This is a genomic window from Haloferax sp. ATB1, assembly GCF_000730175.1.
This window is the reverse complement of sequence record NZ_JPES01000006.1, coordinates 15509-35206: the sequence shown is the minus strand read 5'-3', so window position 1 is coordinate 35206 and position 19698 is coordinate 15509. Positions and strand designations below refer to the sequence as shown.

Genomic DNA, 19698 nt, shown 5'->3' with positions numbered 1-19698 from the left:
AGGCCGGTGCCGACGACCCAGTTCGGCTCGCGCGGATTGCGGTACGCCCCGGTGAAAAACACCCTGAGCATGTGCAGCCCGATGGACGCGACGAATAGGTGAGCCGCCCAGTGGTGCATCCGCCGGATGAACATCCCGAAGGGGATGTCGTAGGTGATGTGCAGGACGCTCGCGAACGCCTCGGGCACCTCTTGGCCTTGGAACTTCGCGACGCTCCCTCGTATTCGACGCCGCTCGTCGACGGTTCGAAGAACATCCCGAGGAACATCCCGGTGAGGACGAGAAGCAGGAAGCAGAACAGCGCCACCTCGCCGAGGAGAAACGAGTCCTCGGCGGGGAACGCCTTCCCGAGGAACGCGCGGCCGCTGTCGAGGTCGAACCGCTCGTCTACCCAGTCGTACGCCTCGTCGCCGGCGTCGCCGGCGCGGTCGGCGAGACGGTCGAGCCGCGACATCACTCGCCCCCCGGGCCGACCGGCCCATTGAAGTCGCCCGTGGCGATGAGATTGCCCTCGCTCGACAACGTGATTGGGAGTTGCGGGAGCGGTCTCGAAGGCGGTCCACCGACCACTTTCGCGCCCGCGGTCGGGTCGAACTTCCCGAAGTGACACGGGCAGACGAACGTCTCTCCCTCCTCGTTCGACACCATACAGCCCGCGTGGGTACAGACCTTCGAGTAGGCGGCGTAACCCGACACCGTGTACTCAAGGTTCGTTGCGCCACCGTAGGCGTCCTCGGCGTGTCTCACGAGTAGCGTCGGCGCCCGTTCGATGCCCGGTCTGGGCTCCGGGAACACGGTCATCTTTTCGCCTTCGCTCAGGGCGTTCTCGCCGACGCGCTCGCCCTCACCGTCGACGAGGTAGATGCCGTCCGAGTACACGGGGCCGGTGTACGAGCGCTCGAAGACGCGAGTCAGCCCGGCCAACGGTGCCGCGAGGCTCCCGACGGCGGTCAAACCCCCGACGCTGGCGAGCAGTTTCGCGTAGTCGCGGCGGGCGAGCGAGGCGCGGTCGTCGGAGAAGATGCTCGGCCGGTAGTTGCTGTCGTCCCCGCAGTCATCGCAGTGCTCGTCGCAGTCGTCCGATGCGTTCTGATTGTCGAGTCTCATTAGTGTCCCCTCCGTTCTGCGACCTCGACGTGGGGGAGGAACCACGCGTAGTACGACACGGTGAGCAAAGCGAGCGCGGTGAACATCCCCGCGGCGTAGACGCCGAAGTACTGGGTCCGCGCGAGCGTCAGGTACTCGCCGGTGAACAGCGCCGCGAAGACGATAGCGAGGATGGTCAGTCCGCCCATCGCCACGATTCCCTCGATGGCGTCGGAGGCGTCGTCGTACTCGACGACCCAGCGGTCCGCGGTCCAGAACCACGGCAGTCCGACCTGACCGCCGTCCGCGATCGTTGATTCGTCACCCGGGTCAGCTCCTGACCGCCGTGTCCATGAACCGGTGGACTGCGGCGAGGACGCCGACGAGCGCGAAGAGCGCCACCCACACGATGACGCCCACCTGACTCGGCGCGAGTTTCTCCGGCGTGTCGACGATCTCCTGCAGCGGCCGCATCTCGGTGACGCTCTGGTCGATTTCTATCTGTTCGCTCGGCGGTTCGCCGTGCAACGCCACGTACCACGTCGGCAGGAGCACCGCGACGACGAGCAGCAACACGACGACCGTCCCGCGTCTCACGGTGACTCACCCCGCGTACCGACTCGCCGCCTCACGCTCCAAACGGGCGGCGTTCCGTTCCCCCGTTTGGCCCCGAGCAAGCTCGTATATGTCATACTTCGATTCGTTGGAGAATCTGCACCGAGGCCAGTAACACCCGAACCATAGGGTGCGGGGACTTTATACGGCTCTCGTTGGGGAATCCGCTCGAACACGGACCGGAATCACGAGACGGCAAACAGATTCGGCGAAGATTATTTCAGAGCCACCGTCGTACGCCGACCTATGACCGAGGGCGTGCACGGTGAAATTCACGTGACTGACCCGTCTGTCTGCCGGGTGTCGGAAGCGTCGGCGGAGACCTCCGTCGAATCCGTCTCGCGGTCGGTGGCTGCCGACAACGACACCGCCGCGGTCGAGTTTACCGCCCCCTCGTCAGCCGCTATCGACGACGCAGACGAGGTGTTTCACCACGAGCAAAAGACGATTTATCGCGTGACCAGCGGCCCCGCCGAGGGGCCACGGTGCGCCTGCGAACTCGTCGAGTGTCACGGCTGTCCGGTCCGGCACCTCGAAGCGGAGTGCGGCACCGTCGTTCTGTCGTTCGTCGCTTCGGACCTCACATCGTTCCGCGACATCGTCGTCAATCTTAAATCGGAGTTCGACGGCATCTCACTTCGGCGACTCACACAGTCCGAACCAGATTCCGTCTCCAGCTCGCTCGTGTTCGTTGACCGCGACAAATTGACGGCGAGACAGCGGGAGGTCCTTGAGACGGCCCACGAGATGGGGTACTTCGAACATCCCCGCGAGGCAAACGCGACGGAAGTCGCCGCGGCGCTCGATATCAACCGGTCGACGTTCACCGAGCATCTGTCCGCCGCCCAGTCGAAGCTTCTCGACGCGATTCTCGACGTGTAGTTGGGCCTAGCGTATGTATTCCCGCCCTATGGTGGGGTGTGATAGATACTGACAGCGTCTGTGCTTCGGGTAGTGGTCGCCGTGCCAGGCCAGTTAGTCTTCGACTGCCCGGAGTGCAGCGTCGAGGTGTTCGTCGACGCGGGCATCCGTGAGCGGATTCTCGACGATGGGTGCGTGCTGTGCGGTTCGCCGGTCGGGGCGGACGCGTTCGATTCGCATCCCGGAGAGTCGTGACCGGGGGTGGCGTCTCCAACGTCGCGAACGGCTACGGGGGCGGGACACGTGCCAGGCTCGACCGTCTCGCCGATGCGGGGCGAAGTCTCGAAGTTGCATTCCGCGTTGCTCCCGATTCGCTAGTCGAAGGTCATCCCGTAGCCCCACTCTTCGAGGCACTCTTCCGTTTCGTCGAGGTGTTGCAGTCCAACCTTCATGAGCGCTTCACGGAGGTCGGTGAGCGAGACGTTCTCTTCGAACCGGTCTTCGAACTCTCGAAGGGCGTCTCGCTCCGCGACTTTCGTCTCCTTCTGCAAGAACAGCGGAACCCGGTCACGGCCGTCTTGGACGCCATCGCGGCGGAACTTGTATGGAATCTGAATCTGTTGGCGAGACTGTTTTTCGTCTGCACCCTCGCCTTGGTTCGAATCCGTTTCTTCGGCCTGCTCAGGTGCTGGTTCCTCAGCCTCGGGCGCTGTATCGGTCTTCGATTCGGTCGACGAATCGTCCGCGAACGGGTTTTCACCGGCTCCTTTCTTCATCCCAGTCATACCGTCATCACCTCGTGGTCGACGTCACCGGGTTCCGGTGGGTTCGGCGCTTCGATGCCGACCTGTTGTTCGAGATGCCTTGCGATGCGGTCGAACTGCGCGAGTGTCTCAATTTCGTAGTCACGACGGCGAGACGCGGTGTTCACGAACGTATTTGAACGCCGAACACTGTTCCATCCAACAGCCTTCCATGAGGGAGGCACGCTCGCTGATGATTTCCGGAATCGGATAGTCGATTTCAGTCAGCACCTGCCGTTGGTCACGCGTGTTTTTGAATCCGGTCGGCACGGCGGCGAGCACACCGACGTCGATTTCGAGTTGGTCTTCGAAGCCCGCGACGAGGGCTTCGAGCCCTTCGACTGCCGCCCGGCCTTTGGCGCTCGGCTCGACGGGGATGACAAGCGACCGCGTTGCATGAATCGCGTTGTAGAGATGCGGGCCTTCAGTCGCTGGCGGGTCACAGATCAGTACGTCGTACTCCTCCGGGACGCCGGCCTCGCGAAGCACGCGAAGTAGCTGTGCGTGCATCCCGAACGCTTCGCCCATGGCTTCGGCTTGATCTTTCTCTCGCTGGAGAAAGTCGGCCAAATCTGAGAGCATATTGTGTTCGGGAACGATATCGACACCCTCGACGGTTCGAATGAGGTCGTCGAAGTCGCCGTTGGGGCGGCGAATCATATGCCGGACGATGTTATCGACTGAGTCCGTCCGCTGGTCGTCAACGCCGAAGAGACGCGAGAGGTCGCCGTCCTGCGGGTCGAGCGGAACGACGAGCGGTTTCAGCCCCGCCCGAGCGTGCGCGACCGCCAGATTCGCTGCGGTGGTCGTCTTCCCAACCCCGCCCGCCTCGCTGTAGGTCGAGTACGTGAGCATACTGTCTCATCAAGAACGTCCACCTTGAATCTTCTGTACATACCACCATTGTGTTCAGCATGAAACACCACTAATTGTGTGAATCAATGAATGTACTCACTGAACACACATAGTGAACATCTACCGCCAGCACCGGACAGACCGGCACGTCTTCACGCAATTATATTGTAAAAGATGCACAACTACACGCGGCGTGGAACTGACGTTTGACGGTGAATCGTTTTGACGGGACGGCACCGGTAGACCGCTCCAGTTCTCACCGACTCCCGGAGAAACACGACTTCTTAAACGATGTGACTTTCCGAGATAACGCGCTAGACGACGGTTACCTCTCGATTTAGAGCGGTCGGTACGCTCGGTCCGTCGAGCGAAAGCTCATCGAAACGCGGTCTCACACTCGCCACAGGCGAGCCAGTCAGTTCGACAGCCGTAGGGTTGCAGTCACGCGTGGGGAGGAAGAAATTGTTTATATACTACAATACTGTCCCGTCAAACGACCTGTCGAGATACCGTCCGAGTCACGAGTTCGATATTGAATTCGCGATGTTCGGAATTTACAGCGCTATGGATGTAATTTGGTCGCTGTTCCGCCACCGAGCAACCCGCAGAGCCAAATATACGAATCGTTCAGTATTGTTCACGGTTAGAAAACACCCTCTCGGACTACGACTGAACTATCTACCCATCATCTTGACTATCACGAACTTCACGAACATATATCCGGGTTTCCGTATCCGTATTTCTACCTCCCGCGCCGGGTCTCTGTTAACTAATAGAAAATCAGTCAGTCGATCGAGAGTTTATTCTCTACGTTCTTCGCTCCGCTGACGACCAAGCCGACGGTGTCCTCTTCGAGACGCTTTCCGCTCATTCTCGGGGGAGGGCCGAGGACTTCGATTGCGCCCAGCGGGCGACCATCGTCGTCGAGGACCGGTGCGGCGACACCCCGATAGTCATCCGATTGCTCCTGTCTGTCGTATGCGACTCCTTGGTCGCGAATCGCTTGGAGTTTGGACTTCAACTCGTTGCGTTCGGTGATCGTATTCGCAGTCTCCGAGGAGAGCGAGTCGTGGTCGAGAAACTCCGCGACCTCGTCTTTGTCCATATTGGCGAGGATTACCTTCCCGGCCGCTGTCGCGTGCAATGGTCGTATCTCACCTTCCTGGTCCGGGGTGTCTAAATCCGCTGGCACGGCCGTGAACATGTAGAGGCAGTTCCACTCACTACCCTGTCCCGGAACGACCAGACAGACCTGCTCTCGCATGGTGTTGGCCAGTTCGACCACCTGTGACCGCGCGACCTCGTATATCCGCTGTCGTCGCCTCGCGTAGACGCCGAAACTCACGAGTTCGAGTCCGATTTCGTACCCCTCGTCACGTCGCATGACGTAGCCGAGTGTTTCGAGCGTCGCGAGGTGCTTGTGGACCGCCGGTTTCGAGAGGTCGAGTGCCCGAGCGATCTCCGTCAACGTCGGCCGGTCGCGACTCCGTATCGTATCGAGGATTCGATGGCTCGTCATCGTCGCCTTGATTCCGTAGTCGTCTGCGGTGGGCATACCCTCCGACACTCGACGGACGTACAAATAAGTTGTTAACAGTTAGTGAACGATTCGCGGCGGCCGGTCACCACTCGGCGACGCTGCCGTCTTCGTGACGCCACACGGGGTTGTGCCAGTTGACCGGGCGTTCGGCCTGCTTTCGGATGTACTGTTCGTCCATCTGTATTCCGAGCCCGGGTTCGTCGGGAACCGCGACGTAGCCGTCTTCGTACTCGAACGCGCTCTTGTCTTCGAGATAGTCGAGCACGTCGTTCCGCTGGTTGTAGTGGATGTTGAGGCTCTGTTCCTGGATGAGCGCGTTGGGGGAACAGGTGTCCACTTGGAGGCACGAGGCGAGCGCAATCGGGCCGAGCGGACAGTGCGGGGCGAGCGCGACGTCGTACGCCTCGGCCATCGCTGCGATCTTCTTGACTTCGGTAATGCCACCCGCGTGGCTGAGGTCCGGCTGAATCAGGTCGACCGCGCCGTTCTCGAACACCTGCTTGAAATCCCAGCGCGAGTACATTCGCTCGCCCGTCGCGATGGGAATCGTCGTGTGCTGTGCGATTTCCGGGAGCACGTCGTTGTGTTCGGGGAGGACGGGCTCTTCGATGAACATCGGCTCGTACGGTTCGAGCGCCTTCGCCAGTCGCTTCGCCATGGGCTTCGAGACGCGCCCGTGGAAGTCGACGCCGATGTCGATTTCGGGGCCAACGGCCTCCCTGACCTCTTCGAGTCGATTGACCGCCGCTTGGACCGACGCGGGCGTGTCAATCCGTTCAAGCTCCGCCGTGGCGTTCATCTTCACGGCGGTCAGCCCCGCCTCGACTTTCAGTTCGGCCTGTTCGGCGACCTCCGAGGGGCGGTCCCCACCGATCCACTGATAGACGCGCATTCGGTCCCGCGTCGCACCGCCGAGCAGTTCGTGAACCGGGGCTCCGAAGCGTTTGCCTTTGATGTCCCACAGCGCCTGGTCGATACCCGCAATCGCGCTCATCAACACCGGACCGCCGCGATAGAAGCCGCCCCGGTACATCGCTTGCCAGTGGTCTTCTATCGCCGCGGGGTCCGTTCCAAGGATGTAGTTGTCCATCAGTTCCTCGACGGCGGCCCTGACGCTGTGAGCGCGTCCCTCCACGACTGGTTCGCCCCAGCCGACGACGCCGTCGGTCGTCTCCAACTTGAGAAACAGCCATCGCGGTGGCACCTCGAACAGCTCATACTCCGAAATCTTACTCATGATTCGTTACGCGTACGTTGGGGTGTCCCTCGAAAAAATCTTTCTCTCGGACTGTGACGTCGGTGCCCACCCTCGAACCCTCGATATTATACCTACTCGTCCATGATGTGGAACTCGTATGTCGTTAGAAGCGTTCCTCGATGATTTCGAGCGCCGTAACTGGCAGCGTGTTTCCGACGGGACGGTCCGCATCGCAGTCATCGGGCTCGGGTGGTGGACCGTCGACCAAGCGATTCCGGCTATCGACGCGTCCGAGTTGTGCGAGACGACCGTCACCGTCAGTAGTACCTCGGAGAAAGCGAAACGGGTCGCGGCCGGCGTCGAAACGGCGACACACGGTCTCTCGTACGACGAGTTCCACGCCGGCGAAGCCGCCGACGCCTACGACGCGGTATACATCTGCTCGCCCAACGCGCTTCATCTCCCGTACGCGCGCACGGCCGCCGAGTTGGGCAAGGCTGTCCTCTGCGAGAAACCGATCGAAGCGAGTAGCGAACGCGGGCAGAAGATGGTCGATGCGTGTGACGAGGCGGGCGTTCCGCTTATCGTCGGCTACCGGATGCACACCGAACCCGCGATTCGACGCGCGCGAAAGTTGATTCGAGACGGCGTCATCGGCGACCCGGTCCACGCGATCGGGACGAACTCGCAAGCGATGCTCGAACTGAGTTCCGACCCGAACCAATGGCGGCTCGACCCCGAACTGGCGGGACCGGGCGCGACCGTCACGGACATCGGCATCTATCCGCTCAACACCTGCCGGTTCCTGCTCGATTCCGACCCGGTTGCCGCGCAGGCGTTCATGCAATCCGCTCACGACGCGTTCGAGCAGGTGCCCGACGAGCACACCTCGTTCATGGTGGAGTTCGACGACGGAACGTACTTGGCCGCGACCGCCAGCCAAAACGCCCAAGCGACGACCAGCCTCCGCGTCGTCGGGACCAACGGCGAGATTCTCGTCGAACCGGCCTACCACATGGAAACGGAAATCCGAGTGACGCGCGACGACGTTTCGGTCACGCTCGACACGCCGCAGGTCAATCAGATGACCGAGTTGTTCGACTACGCCGCAGACCGCATCTTGACCGACGCGCCGATCGGTCCCGACGGCGAACACGGCGTCCTCGATATGCGACTCATCGAGGCCGTCTACGAGGCAGGCGAGTCCGGACGTGTGGTCACGCTCGACTGAGCGTCGGCGACGGGGCGGGACGGTATCTCTGGACGGGTCGACCACCGCGTTTAAACCCCTCGTCCGAGAGTAGCCAGTATGAGCCAACACCCAGCACGCCGCATCCGGGAGACCGGCCTCATCGCCATCATCCGTGGAACCGACGCCGACACGGCGATCGAAACCGTCGAAGCGCTCACGCGCGGCGGCGTCTCGACCGTCGAAATCACCGCGAACACGGACGGCGTCCTCGACATGCTCCGCGACGTGTCCGCGTCGTTCACGGCGGAAGAGGTCACCATCGGCGCTGGAACCGTCCTCGACGGCGAAACCGCTCGCGCGGCGCTGCTCGCAGGTGCGGAGTACCTGGTCACGCCGACGTTCGACGAGGGGGTCATCCGGACCGGTAACAGATACGGTGCCCCTTCTATCGTCGGTATCGCGACACCGACCGAGGCGGTCGACGCCTACGAGGCCGGTGCCGAGATGGTGAAGGTGTTCCCGGCCGGAACGCTCGGCCCCGGGTTCGTCTCCGCACTGGGCGGTCCGCTCGGACACATTCCGACGGTTCCGACGGGTGGCGTGGACCTCGATACCGTCGGCGAGTTCTTCGACGCCGGAGCGACCGCCGTTGGGGTCGGAAGCGCAATCGTAGACAACGACGCCGTCTCGCGCGGTGACTTCGCGACCATCGAGAACAACGCGCGTTCCTTCGTCGAAGCGGTCGAAAGCGCACGCCGCGACTGACGCACCCCACCGCTCGGAAGTTCGGAGCTGACTGTCTCGGCGCGGTTCGCGCGGCGAATCCGGAACGCTCGGCGAAGGAGGGAGTTATCGGTCGATTCCGGCGTCGCCCCCGCGGAGGACGCGTTCGACTTCGTCAGGCGTCACGACCGCGAGGTCGCCGTGAATTGTCCGTTTGAGCGCGGCGGTCGCCGCACCGTAGGCGAGCGCGGTCTCGACTGATTCGCCCGCGATGAGCCGCGACAGGAACGCTCCGACGAACGCGTCGCCGGTCCCGATGGCGTCGACCGTGTCCGTCTCGAAGACCGGTTGCTCGTACACCGTTCCGTCGTGTCGTGCGAGTGCTCCGTCTTCCCCGCGAGTGACCACGACCGTCTCGAAATCGAAGTCGGCGGTCAACTCCGATGCGAGCGTCGGCGCGTCGCCGTCGAGTTCCAGAACAGTGCGGATGTCTCGCTCCGCGGCGACGAGGACGTCGACCTCGGGGAAGAGCGATTCGCACACGTCTCGCGCGTCGGACGGCGACCAGAGCTTCGACCGGTAGTTGAGGTCGAACGCGGTCGTCGTCCCCGCCTCGGTCGCCGTCTGCAGAAGCTCGCCGGTCGTCTCCCGAAGCGTCTCGGAGAGCGCCGGCGTGATGCCGCTCGTGTAGAACGCCGCCGCGTCTTCCACGACTTCGACGGCGAGTTCGTCCGGTCGCGCGGTCGTGACTGCCGCATCGGCGCGGTCGTAGATGACGTTCGTCGGACGCGGCGAGCGCCCCTGTTCGATGTAGTACGCTCCTTGGCGAGCGTCGTCGTCCCAGCGTACGTACGGCTCGACGCCGTGTGTCCGGAGTTCCGTGGTGACGCGCCGACCGAGGGGCGAGTCTGGAAGCTTCGAGAGCCACGCGGCGGAGCAGCCGAGGCGGGAGGCGGCGACCGCGACGTTGCTTTCCGCACCGGCGGTCCGGAATTCGAGGGACTGGGCGGTCTCGATTCGCTCGCCCTCCGGCGGGCTCAGCCGAATCATCGTCTCGCCGAACGTGACGAGTTCGGCAGTCATCGACGCCCCTCAGCGGTTTGCGACCGGGTCTCGCGTTCGGTGTCGAGGGCGTTCAGACCGACAGTTGAGCCGTGCATGTGTTCGCACGACTGTCTCTCACAGTGGTACATAAGTACGGGCGATGGTTCCGAAATTTGTGACGGCGGGCCTGGTGCGCAGGACTCGACGGGTGGGTATCAGCCAGTGCCCAGACACCGGAAAGAACTATACCTCACCACTTTGACTAATGGGTATGACAGTTGGTGTCTGCTATTTCCCGGAGCACTGGTCGCGAGAGCGGTGGGAGACCGATATCAGTCAGATGGCCGAAGCCGGGATTGAATACGTTCGAATGGGGGAGTTCGCGTGGGGACGAATCGAACCGGAGCGAGGGACGTTCGATTTCGCGTGGTTAGACGAGGCCGTCGAACTCATCGGGGAGTTCGGGATGAAAGCGGTTCTGTGCACGCCGACAGCGACGCCGCCGAAATGGCTCGTCGACGAACATCCCGACGTTCGACAGCGAGACAGAGACGGCACGCCGCGCGAGTGGGGGAGCCGTCGGTTCACCTGCTTCAACTCGCCCACCTACCGTTCCGAGACCGAACGCATCGTCGGCGTGCTGACCGAACGATACGCCGACAACCCCCACGTCGCCGGGTGGCAGACCGACAACGAATTCGGCTGCCACGAGACGGTTACCTGCTACTGCGAGGACTGTGGCGAGGCGTTTAGCGAATGGCTCGCCGACCGCTATGAGACCGTTGCCGACCTCAATGAGGCGTGGGGAACGGCGTTTTGGAGCCAGCAGTACGACGATTTCGAGAGCGTCGACCCCCCAAAACCGACACCGGCCGCCAACCACCCCTCGCGGGTACTCGCCTACGAGCGGTTTAGTAACGACAGCGTGGCCGAGTACAACCGCCTGCACGCAGACCTCATCCGCGAAGCGAACGGCGAGTGGTTCGTCACGCACAACTTCATGGGTGGCTTTTCACTCGACGCCTTTCGCCTCGCCGACGACCTCGATTTCCTCTCGTGGGACTCCTATCCGACGGGGTTCGTGCAGGACCGACAGCCGGACACGCCGACAGCCGACGAGTTACGGGCCGGGAATCCCGACCAAGTGAGCATGAACCACGACCTCCAGCGCGGCGCGAAAGGGAAGCCGTTCTGGGTGATGGAGCAACAGCCGGGAGACATCAACTGGCCGCCGCAGTCGCCGCAACCGGCCGACGGGGCGATGCGCCTGTGGGCCCACCACGCCGTCGCTCACGGCGCGGACGCCGTCGTCTACTTCCGCTGGCGTCGCTGTCGTCAGGGGCAAGAACAGTACCACGCCGGGCTTCGGCGGCAGGACGGCTCCCCGGACCGCGGGTACCGCGAAGCGTCGACCGCCGCCGACGAGCTGTTCGACTTGGACTCGGTCGATGCGTCGGTCGCGCTCGTCCACGACTACGAGAGCCTGTGGGCGACGCGTTCGCAACCTCTCTCGCCCGACTGGGACTACTGGAACCACTTACGGACGTACTACGATGCGCTTCGCGCCCGCGGTGTGCAGGTCGACATCGTCTCGCCGGACGCGAGCCTCGAACGGTACGACGCGGTCGTCGCACCGACGTTGTATCTCGTCGGCGACGAGCTGTCGACCGCCCTGACCGACTACGTCGATTCGGGCGGCAGTCTCCTCCTCGGGGCCCGGACGGGGGAGAAAGACCCGTACAACCAGCTTCACGAGTCGCTCGCGCCGGGGCCGCTCACCTCCCTCACCGGCGCACGGGTGGCGCGTCACGAAACGCTGCCCGACCACATCGAGACGCGACTCTCCTACGACGGTGCAACGTACGAGTTCCGAACGTGGGCCTCGTGGCTGGCTCCCGAAGACGGGGTGCCCCGGGGAGAGTATCGGACGGGCGAAGCGGCCGGAAACACCGCAATCGTGCGGAACGACGCCGGAAACGGAACCGTGACGTACTGCGGTTGCTGGCCGGGGGACGACCTCGCCGACGCGCTCGTGACGGAGTTACTGGACGCCGCCGGCGTCGAGTACACTGAGCGATTCCCGGACGGCGTGCGCGTGATGGAGCGCGACGGCTACACGTGGGCGCTTAATTTCACGAGCGACCCGGTGACGTTGACCGTCCCCGACTCCGCCGGGTTCCTGCTCGGTGAGGCGACCGTCGACGCGTTCGATATCGCGGTACTCGACGGGTCCATCGGAGGCGTCGGACTCGCGTCCGAGTGAGTCGGCACGGAACCACTCACCAACGCGGCTCTCGCCCGGTGTGTTCTCGAACGTCGGAGGGAATACTGGCCGGACCGTGCTCCGACGAGGCACCGACCGGACGCCGGTTCGCCGTTACGGCGCGTTGAACGTCCACTTCTGGTTGTCGCCGCCGCCCCATCCCCACTGGATGACGTCGGCGCCGTTGCTGGTCGAAGCGGCGTTCACGTCGGCGACGTATCCCGAGTTGACGTTCTCCAGGCGGTACGTGCCGTCGCTGTTTTCGATGACGGTCCATCGCTGTTCGTCGTTTCCGTTCCACGTCCACTGGACGAGTGTCGCCCCCTCACTGGTCGACCCGGTATCGACCGACAGCACCTTTCCGCTGTTGACGTTCTCGAAGCGGTAGGTACCGTCCCCGTTCTGGACAGCGTCCCACTGCTGGTTCGAACCGCCCCAGTAACCGTACTGCTGGACGTTCCCACCGTCAGCCGTCGAACTGTTCGCGATGTCCATCGCCTTTCCGCTGTTGACGTTCTCGATGTAGTACGTCCCCTCGGTGATGGGGCCCGAACCCGATTGACCGGCGTACGGGAGGTCACGCCGACTCAGCGAGAGCGGGTCGTCGCTGCTTGCGTCGAACGGGCGGAACGCATAGGTGAACTGTTCGCTGATGGGGTCGACGCTGTACGCAGAAAGCGTGTTCCGGGGCATCCCACCGACGCCGCTGACAGCGTAGTCGACGTTGAAGACGATGCCGTCGGCGAACTGGAGGTCGCTGACGCGTTCGGCGTCACTCATGTTGGTGAACGCTTGGACGCTGGCGTTCATCGTCTCCGTCGACGGCAAGCCGTGGACCAACAGGCCGACGCCGCTGTCGTTGGTCAACGCGGCGTAGCGCGTGTCGCACTTGTTGCCGTAGTCGCCCGGAGGGACGTACCCGACGAACTGGTCGGAGACGGACCCGCTGTACCGCCCGATACGCTCGTTCCATTTCCGGTCCGGATAGGTCTCCCCGGGGCCGCGACCGAACCACTCGAAGGTATCGAAGTCCGCCGGCATCCGGAGTTGGAGGCCGTACTTCGGCAGGTACTCCGTGATGGCGTTCTGCATGTCCGTGTTGGGCGTCACTTCGACCTGCACGACCACGTCGCCGCTGCCGAGGACGTCGTAGGAGTAGCCGGTGGTGAAGGCCTCGCTGTGACCGCTCGCGGAGTCAGTCGTTTCGACTTCGATGCGCACTGCCGACGAATCCGGCTGTGAGACGCTACTAGCGTCAACCGTCGCCGTCAGCGCGTCTAGCCCCGCCGACGTCCACTCGTCGGCCTCGGCCCCGCCCCACCCGGCGGACTCGTTGTGGACCGGGTCGCGCCACGCGCTGAGTTGAGGCCCGGCGTTCAGCAGTTCCGCACCGTGACGCTGGAACGAAGTGAACTGCCCGGCGCTCGTATCGAAGACGTACGTGAAGTCCGACCCGGAGACGGTGACTTCCGACCCGCTCGTCGAGTAGCTGACGCCGCTCATATCCGAGAGGCTCGACTGCGGGGCGTCCGGGGCGTCCCACGGGACGACGAACTGTTCGAACGCGATCTCGTAGCCGGCGTCAGCCCACGACGTGTCCGACGCGAGCGTCACGCTGATGTCCAAGAAGTACTCGGAGCCAGCCTGTAGCGAGGGTTGTGAATACCCGAGGGTGACGGTCTGCGTCTCGCCGGGGGCGATGCTCGGGTCCAGCGTACCGCTCTGGATGACCGTGTCGTCCTCTTTGAGCACCCAGTCGAAGTCGAACTGACTCGTGTTCGTGAAGTCGTAGACGTTCGTGACGTCGACGTCGCCGTTCGGCAGGTCGTTCGCCTCGAAGCGAACGAACTGCTGGGCCTTCTTCATCACGTCGAGTTGGGGCATCGTGTGCCGGTGGTCGATTATCGTCGCCGTCGGCTGGGGCGGGTCGCCCCAGAGGTGCTCTTTGAGTTCGAAGTCGAGCCACAGGCGACAGCTCTCGTCCGGGGAGGAAAGCGAGGCCACGTCGTCCGAGGGGAGCGCCCGCTCGAAGATGCGAACGGAATCGACCCGAACGTTCGCATAGCGCTCCGTCGTCTCGGTGTTGTGACCGATTCCGACCCGGTATCGGTTGCTGTTTATCGCCCCCGAGAAGGCCGCGGACGCGATTTCGGACCCATCGACGTACAGCCGGACGGCCGACCCGTCGTAGACGCCCGAGAGCGTGTGCCAGCTCCCGTCCCAGCCGCTCGGGGGAGCGGCGCTCGCAGTCTGCTGATTCGAGCCGTCGGAGACGAAAAACTGCAGATCGCCGTCGCTCATCTTCAGTCCGTACTGGGTGTCGCCCTTGACGACGAACGGCTGTTCACCAGAGAGGCTACCGTCGCCGTAGACGACCGCTTCGACGGTCAGTTCGCCCGTAATGTCGATTCTGTCGTCGTGGTTGGCGTCGACCCAGTCGGCGGTCCCGTCGAGTTCGAGCGCCGACCCGCTCTCGCCGGACACCTCGTTCGGCGAGCCGTTAACCAGCGCGGTGTGGCCCGCGATGGAGCGGTCGTCGATAGCCGCGCGTCTGTGGTCCTCGCTCAACAGATTCCCGTCGAGCGGGTCCTCCGTCGCGTTGAGTTGGTGCTGATTCCACATCCAGATATAGCCGCCCTGTAACTGCTCGTGGGCGTGGATGACGTCGTAGAAGTCAGTCAGGAGTCCCCCGCCGTTGCCGGACATAATCTGGTATTCACCCATGACGACCGGTTTCGTCACGCTGGAGTCGCCCGCCATGCTCTCGATGGTGCCTGGGAAGGGGTACCGGATGCCGTTGATATCAGCGAAGGAAGCGGTGCCACCGAAACCGCTCCCGTAGCCCCCGGCGTTATCCTGATGGCCGACGAGCCGAGTCGGGTCCGCGCTGTGCACCCAGTCGGCCATCTTTCGATGCGCCGCACCCAGACCGGCCTCGTTTCCGGTCGACCAGACGGTTATCGAGGCGAAGTTCTTATCGCGCACGACCATCCGCTTGAACCGGTCGAGGAACGACGGGTCGTACGAGGGGAAGTCGTTGACGAGCGACTGGTTGCCGTGGGCCTCGGCGTTGAGCTCGTCTTGCAGATAGATTCCGTACTCGTCGCACAGTCGGTAGAAGTCGGGGCGGTTGGGGTAGTGCGAACAGCGGATCGCGTTGGCGTTGTTCCGCTTCGCGAGTTCGATCTCCTTTCGCATCCGCTCGGTCGGCACGTGTCGCCCGTGGTCGAGGCTGTAGTCGTGACGGTTCGTCCCGGCGAGCGTCACCGCCTCGCCGTTGACGGTGATTTTCTCCGCTGCTCCGTCGGAGGTCGAAACGACCTCGATGGTTCGGAAGCCGACTTTCTCCACCATCGCTTCGGTAGCCGAGGAAGCCCCGCTCGGGATGAGTTCGATGCCGAGCGTGTACAGGGCCGGCGTCTCAGCGGTCCACGCGTCGACGTTGGAGACCGACATCGACAGCGGCGGGCCCGTCTGTTCGAAGTCGAGCCACAGTCGCGTCGAACTGTCGGGGCCGGTTCGGGAGGCGTTCACTTCCGACGACGAGAGCGCGCGGTCGTACACGCGTACCGAGTCGAGGCGGCCACCAAAGTAGCGGCTCCGAGCCTCGGCGTTGTGGCCGATACCGAGGCGGTAACCGTTCGTCGAGACCGACCCCGAGAACGAAGTCGCGCCGATTTCGGTGCCGTCGACGTACAGGCGAAGCGACGAGCCGTCGTAGACGCCGGTCACCGTGTGCCAACTTCCGGACCAGCCACTCGGCGGCGCGACAGTGACCGTGTTCCAACTTCCGTCGTAGACGAAGAACTGGAGGTCGCCGCCGCTCATCTTCAGTCCGTAGGACGTGTCTCCCTTGACAACCATCGGCTGTTCGCCGGTGAGCGACTCACCGTAGACGACGGCTTCCAGCGTCAACGCGTCCGAGAGGTCGAGGCTCGGGTGGGACCCGACGTCGACCCAGTCGTCGCTCCCGTCGAAATCGAGCGCCCGTCCGCTGGACCCACTCACGTAGGACGGGTCGCCGATGACGGTGCCACCGTTGTTCTCCGTCGAGTGGTCGGTGACCACGCCGTCCGACATCGTAACGGTGTCGCCGGCGTCGATGGTGACGCTCCGATTAGTCGTCCCGATTTCGATTCCGGCGGGGTCGTACAGGGTCGCTTGCACGGTCGCGGACTGCTGACTGCTCGTGTGGTTGGCGAGGGCGGCGTCGACTTCCAGCGTCCCGTCCGTGTAGGTGGAATCGAGGTCCGCGACCGTATCGAAGTCCTGGACGTGTACGTCGGGTTTCGAGTACAGAAGCACGTCCCGGAAGATGCCGGCTAACCGCCACATATGTTGTTGTTCGAGATACGTCCCGTCGGTCCAGCGGACGACCTGAATTGTGACGGTGTTCGTCGAGCCCTCGGTGACGACGTCGGTGACGTTGAACTCACCGGGCGTCATCGACCCCTGCTTGTAGCCAACGTACGCGTCGTTGACCCAGACGAAGTACCCGGCTTTCGCACCGCCGATGTTGAGATACGTTTGCCGACCTTGGGTCCATCCGTCCGGAACGGTGAACTCCCGTTTGTACGTCCCGACGCTGTTGTCGGTACTCGGGACGTTCGGCGGGTCGTTCGGCGAGAAACCGACCGCCTGATTGTAGAACCCCAAATCGCCGTAGCCGTCTGTGTTCCATGTGTGGGGAACGTAGACTGTGTCCCAGTTCGCGTAGTTCGACGTGTCAGCCGTCGCACCACCGAGGTCGGTTGCGAAGTCGAACTGCCACGGGCCGTCGAGCGATGTGACGTACTGCGATTCGAGCCATTGGTCGGTCAGGAAGTCGCGGTCGCGCTCGGCGGCTCGCGCCGCGGACAGCGACCCGTAGGGCATCGTCGTCGCGACGTGCGGCGGTTCGGTGTACTCTCCGACGACGCCGGGTGTCTCGATATACGTGCTCCAATTAATGTCCCCGGGCGTCGGGTCGACTCCATCGTGTGGTTCTGCGCGGGCCGTGGACGTCTCGTGGCCGAACAACGCGCCGCCAAGGAGCGACCCGCCGGTCACCTGCATGAGTCGTCGTCGCGTCACCGCCAGCTTAGTCGACGAGGAGTCGCCGCCGTCGGAACTGTCGGAGGTATCGTCCCGACTCATCGGTCTCCCCTCGTCCGGCAGTCGCGCGTATCACTGTGCTCATCGCCACGGATAGTCAAGCCTGTCCGTATCCACATGGTTTCTGTCACCGTGATTAACGATACCAACCATCACTATTTATTGTTTTTGTTGGTGGGGCGGATTTCGGCGGTGAGTCCTCGTCTCCCGCCCAGCGTGGGGAGAATCCGGCCGTTGAGCGCGCGCGAGGCGTTGCTAGACTTGTCGTCGGCGACGTCGATGTGCCGGAGATGACGACGCGAACGGTGCGGAGAGAGCCAACAGGTGCGTTCGGTCTCGCCGTGATGGCGGTGCTCTGGTAGCGGTTTGTCGGCACGGCCGCCGTTCACCTGTTCGACCGACGTGGGTGTTCCTCGCGTGTTCACGCGGGGAACTGCGTCACAACTGCGTCTGTGGGGCGTGAAGGGTGTCAGTTTTCGTCTTGAGCGCCGATCCGGACTCCGCGTCGAAGAGGTAGGCCGCCTCGTCTCGGAAGCTGATTCCGACGCGCTCGCCGGTTTCGGGGCGAACCGACGCGTCGGTTCGGGCGACGATCTCTTTGTCGCCGAGTTTCCCGTAGATGAAGTTCTCGTTCCCCATCTTTTCGACGACGGATATTTCGACGTCGGATCCGCCTCTGTCGATTTCGAGGTCTTCGGGTCGAATTCCGAGCCGCACCGTAGCGACGTCGTCGACCCGATAGTCGGAGAACTCGTACTCGAAGCCGAACTCGGAGACGAGACGGTTGCCCTCGACGTCCATGGTGATGAGGTTGATGCTCGGGCTTCCGATGAAGTCCGCGACGAACTCGTTCGTCGGATTCCGGTAGAGCTCCTCCGGGACACCGACCTGTTGGAGTCGCCCGTCGTTCACGACGGCGATTCGGTCGCCCATCGCCATCGCCTCGGTTTGGTCGTGGGTGACGTAGACGGTCGTCACGCCGAGTTCGTTTTGGAGTTCCTGAATCTCCGTTCGCATCTCGGAGCGAAGCTTCGCGTCGAGATTGGACAGCGGTTCGTCCATCAGGAACACCTCCGGCTCTCGGACGATCGCTCTGCCGAGCGCGACTCGCTGCTGTTGCCCGCCCGAGAGTTCGCCGGGTTTCTTCGGGAGCAGGTCCTCGATTCCCATTAGCTCGGCGATGCTGACGACTCGCCTGTCGATATCGTCCGATGGGAGTTTCGTCGACAGCTTCAGACCGAATCCGAGGTTCTCCCTGACAGTCATGTGCGGGTACAGCGCGTAGTTCTGGAACACCATCGCGACGTCCCGTTCGCTCGCTCGCAGGTGGTTCACTTGGTCGCCGTTGAAGCGGAGGTCCCCGTCGGTGATGCTTTCGAGACCCGCGATACAGCGGAGCAAGGTCGTCTTTCCGCACCCCGACGGCCCGACGAGAACGAGGAACTCCTCGTCTCGAACCTGGAGGTCGACGTGGTCGACGGCGACGATTTCGTTACCCTCGACGTCGTGGTCTTCGCTCGCTTCGTACGTTTTGACGAGTCCTTCGATGTCAATCTGTGTCATGTTGAATTACTCCTTTACGGCTCCCGAGAGGATGCCTCGCACGAAGTACTTCTGAAGCGCGAGGAACACCACGAACATCGGGAGTATTGCGACCGCCGATGCGACCATCAGTTGGTCGAACGCGACGACCTGCTGTCCCATGATTTTGGTAATCGCTACCGGAATTGTGAACTTATCCGTGTCGAGAACGACCAGCGGCCAGAGGAACGATGGCATTCCACTGGAAGAGAAAGAGGATGACGGCGAGCGCCGCCATCGACGACCTCATCGACGGTATCGCAACGCGGTAGAACAGTTGGAACTCCGAGGCGCCGTCCATCCGGGCGGACTCCAACAGCGCGTCGGGGATCGCTTGCATCGACTGACGCATGAAGAAGATTCCAACCGGGTACGCGGCCCACGGCAGGATGACCGCGGCGTACGTGTTGGTCATGTTCGCCGTCGACATGACGAGGAACAGAGGGATGACCAACAGATTGACCGGGATGATAAGCGTCGCCAGAATGCCGGCGAAGATGGACTTCTTGAATCGGAACTCGTACTTGGCGAACGCGAAGCCGGCCATCGAACACAGAATCAACGCGAGGACCGTGTAGACGATTGCGATGAAGATGCTGTTCCAGACACTGCTCATGAAGTTGACGTACTGGCGCGACTGCAACGCCTGAAAGTTCTCCACGAAGTGTCCGCCGGGGAGGAGCTGCGGAAGCGCGCCGCTGCTCGACAGAATTGCCGACTGAGGCAGGGTAGATGCGATAACGATCCAGTATATCGGGACGATCATGAACAGCGCGGCCGCGATGAGGAACCCGTAGCCGCCGAATCGCCACAACGCCTCGGTTTTCGATTTTTCGTGCATGG

At 63.0% G+C, this 19698-nt stretch carries 14 protein-coding genes and 3 pseudogenes; 4 read left to right on the top strand and 13 right to left on the bottom strand.

Annotation, left to right across the window (positions count from 1 at the left end; translation table 11 throughout):
* From ATB1_RS20110 to ATB1_RS24020, 3 genes and pseudogenes are all read right to left on the bottom strand, one after another.
* Nucleotides 1-454: pseudogene (locus tag ATB1_RS20110) on the bottom strand (cytochrome b N-terminal domain-containing protein); the annotation flags it as partial.
* Nucleotides 454-1107, bottom strand: a complete 654-nt coding sequence (locus ATB1_RS01180) for a ubiquinol-cytochrome c reductase iron-sulfur subunit (RefSeq protein ID WP_042661894.1) — start codon at nt 1105-1107, stop codon at nt 454-456. The gene ATB1_RS01180 and the pseudogene ATB1_RS20110, both read right to left, overlap by 1 nt.
* Nucleotides 1107-1683 (bottom strand): annotated as a pseudogene (locus ATB1_RS24020) (hypothetical protein). The gene ATB1_RS01180 and the pseudogene ATB1_RS24020 overlap by 1 nt, the downstream one beginning before the upstream one ends.
* A gap of 264 nt (nt 1684-1947) precedes the next feature.
* Here ATB1_RS24020 and narO point away from each other — a divergent pair.
* Nucleotides 1948-2583 carry a transcriptional regulator NarO gene (gene narO / locus ATB1_RS01170; protein WP_042661893.1) on the top strand — a complete coding sequence of 212 codons (636 nt, stop codon included), beginning with the start codon at nt 1948-1950 and terminating at the stop codon, nt 2581-2583.
* A 93-nt stretch (nt 2584-2676) separates the two neighbouring features.
* Here the strand turns inward: narO and ATB1_RS23750 are convergent, their stop codons facing one another.
* The 5 genes and pseudogenes from ATB1_RS23750 to dgoD form a co-directional block, all read right to left on the bottom strand.
* Nucleotides 2677-2802, bottom strand: a complete 126-nt coding sequence (locus ATB1_RS23750; protein WP_255516672.1) for a hypothetical protein — start codon at nt 2800-2802, stop codon at nt 2677-2679.
* A 134-nt stretch (nt 2803-2936) separates the two neighbouring features.
* Nucleotides 2937-3347 carry a hypothetical protein gene (locus ATB1_RS01165; protein ID WP_042661892.1) on the bottom strand — a complete coding sequence of 137 codons (411 nt, stop codon included), beginning with the start codon at nt 3345-3347 and terminating at the stop codon, nt 2937-2939.
* A pseudogene (locus ATB1_RS01160) lies at nt 3344-4220 on the bottom strand (ParA family protein). The gene ATB1_RS01165 and the pseudogene ATB1_RS01160 overlap by 4 nt, the downstream one beginning before the upstream one ends.
* Nucleotides 4221-5004: 784 nt before the next feature.
* Nucleotides 5005-5775: an IclR family transcriptional regulator gene (locus tag ATB1_RS01155; RefSeq protein WP_042661891.1), complete on the bottom strand. Its 771-nt coding sequence runs from the start codon at nt 5773-5775 to the stop codon at nt 5005-5007.
* A gap of 67 nt (nt 5776-5842) precedes the next feature.
* Nucleotides 5843-6997 (bottom strand): galactonate dehydratase, encoded by a 1155-nt coding sequence (gene dgoD, locus ATB1_RS01150; RefSeq protein WP_042661890.1) that lies wholly within the window; start codon nt 6995-6997, stop codon nt 5843-5845.
* A gap of 118 nt (nt 6998-7115) precedes the next feature.
* On the opposite strand from dgoD, the gene gfo6 reads away from it, so the two are divergent.
* Both gfo6 and ATB1_RS01140 read left to right on the top strand, forming a co-directional pair.
* Nucleotides 7116-8189 carry a D-xylose 1-dehydrogenase Gfo6 gene (gfo6, locus tag ATB1_RS01145; RefSeq protein WP_042661889.1) on the top strand — a complete coding sequence of 358 codons (1074 nt, stop codon included), beginning with the start codon at nt 7116-7118 and terminating at the stop codon, nt 8187-8189.
* 78 nt (nt 8190-8267) lie between these two features.
* Nucleotides 8268-8915, top strand: a complete 648-nt coding sequence (locus ATB1_RS01140) for a bifunctional 4-hydroxy-2-oxoglutarate aldolase/2-dehydro-3-deoxy-phosphogluconate aldolase (protein ID WP_042661888.1) — start codon at nt 8268-8270, stop codon at nt 8913-8915.
* Between the two features lie 84 nt (nt 8916-8999).
* Here ATB1_RS01140 and kdgK2 read toward each other — a convergent pair whose 3' ends face one another.
* Nucleotides 9000-9956 carry a 2-dehydro-3-deoxygalactonokinase KdgK2 gene (gene kdgK2, locus ATB1_RS01135; protein WP_042661887.1) on the bottom strand — a complete coding sequence of 319 codons (957 nt, stop codon included), beginning with the start codon at nt 9954-9956 and terminating at the stop codon, nt 9000-9002.
* A 232-nt stretch (nt 9957-10188) separates the two neighbouring features.
* Here kdgK2 and ATB1_RS01130 point away from each other — a divergent pair, with 232 nt between their 5' ends.
* Nucleotides 10189-12180: a beta-galactosidase gene (locus tag ATB1_RS01130; RefSeq protein ID WP_082256222.1), complete on the top strand. Its 1992-nt coding sequence runs from the start codon at nt 10189-10191 to the stop codon at nt 12178-12180.
* A gap of 114 nt (nt 12181-12294) precedes the next feature.
* Here the strand turns inward: ATB1_RS01130 and ATB1_RS19660 are convergent, their stop codons facing one another.
* From ATB1_RS19660 to ATB1_RS01110, 4 genes are all read right to left on the bottom strand, one after another.
* On the bottom strand, nt 12295-17316 hold the full coding sequence (locus tag ATB1_RS19660; protein ID WP_052367634.1) for a glycoside hydrolase family 2 TIM barrel-domain containing protein: 5022 nt from the start codon (nt 17314-17316) through the stop codon (nt 12295-12297).
* 396 nt (nt 17317-17712) lie between these two features.
* Nucleotides 17713-18837 carry an ABC transporter ATP-binding protein gene (locus tag ATB1_RS01115; protein WP_042661884.1) on the bottom strand — a complete coding sequence of 375 codons (1125 nt, stop codon included), beginning with the start codon at nt 18835-18837 and terminating at the stop codon, nt 17713-17715.
* A gap of 6 nt (nt 18838-18843) precedes the next feature.
* On the bottom strand, nt 18844-18978 hold the full coding sequence (locus ATB1_RS23745) for a hypothetical protein (protein WP_277813189.1): 135 nt from the start codon (nt 18976-18978) through the stop codon (nt 18844-18846).
* A 31-nt stretch (nt 18979-19009) separates the two neighbouring features.
* Nucleotides 19010-19696 carry a carbohydrate ABC transporter permease gene (locus ATB1_RS01110; RefSeq protein ID WP_241767984.1) on the bottom strand — a complete coding sequence of 229 codons (687 nt, stop codon included), beginning with the start codon at nt 19694-19696 and terminating at the stop codon, nt 19010-19012.
* Nucleotides 19697-19698: the final 2 nt, after the last annotated feature.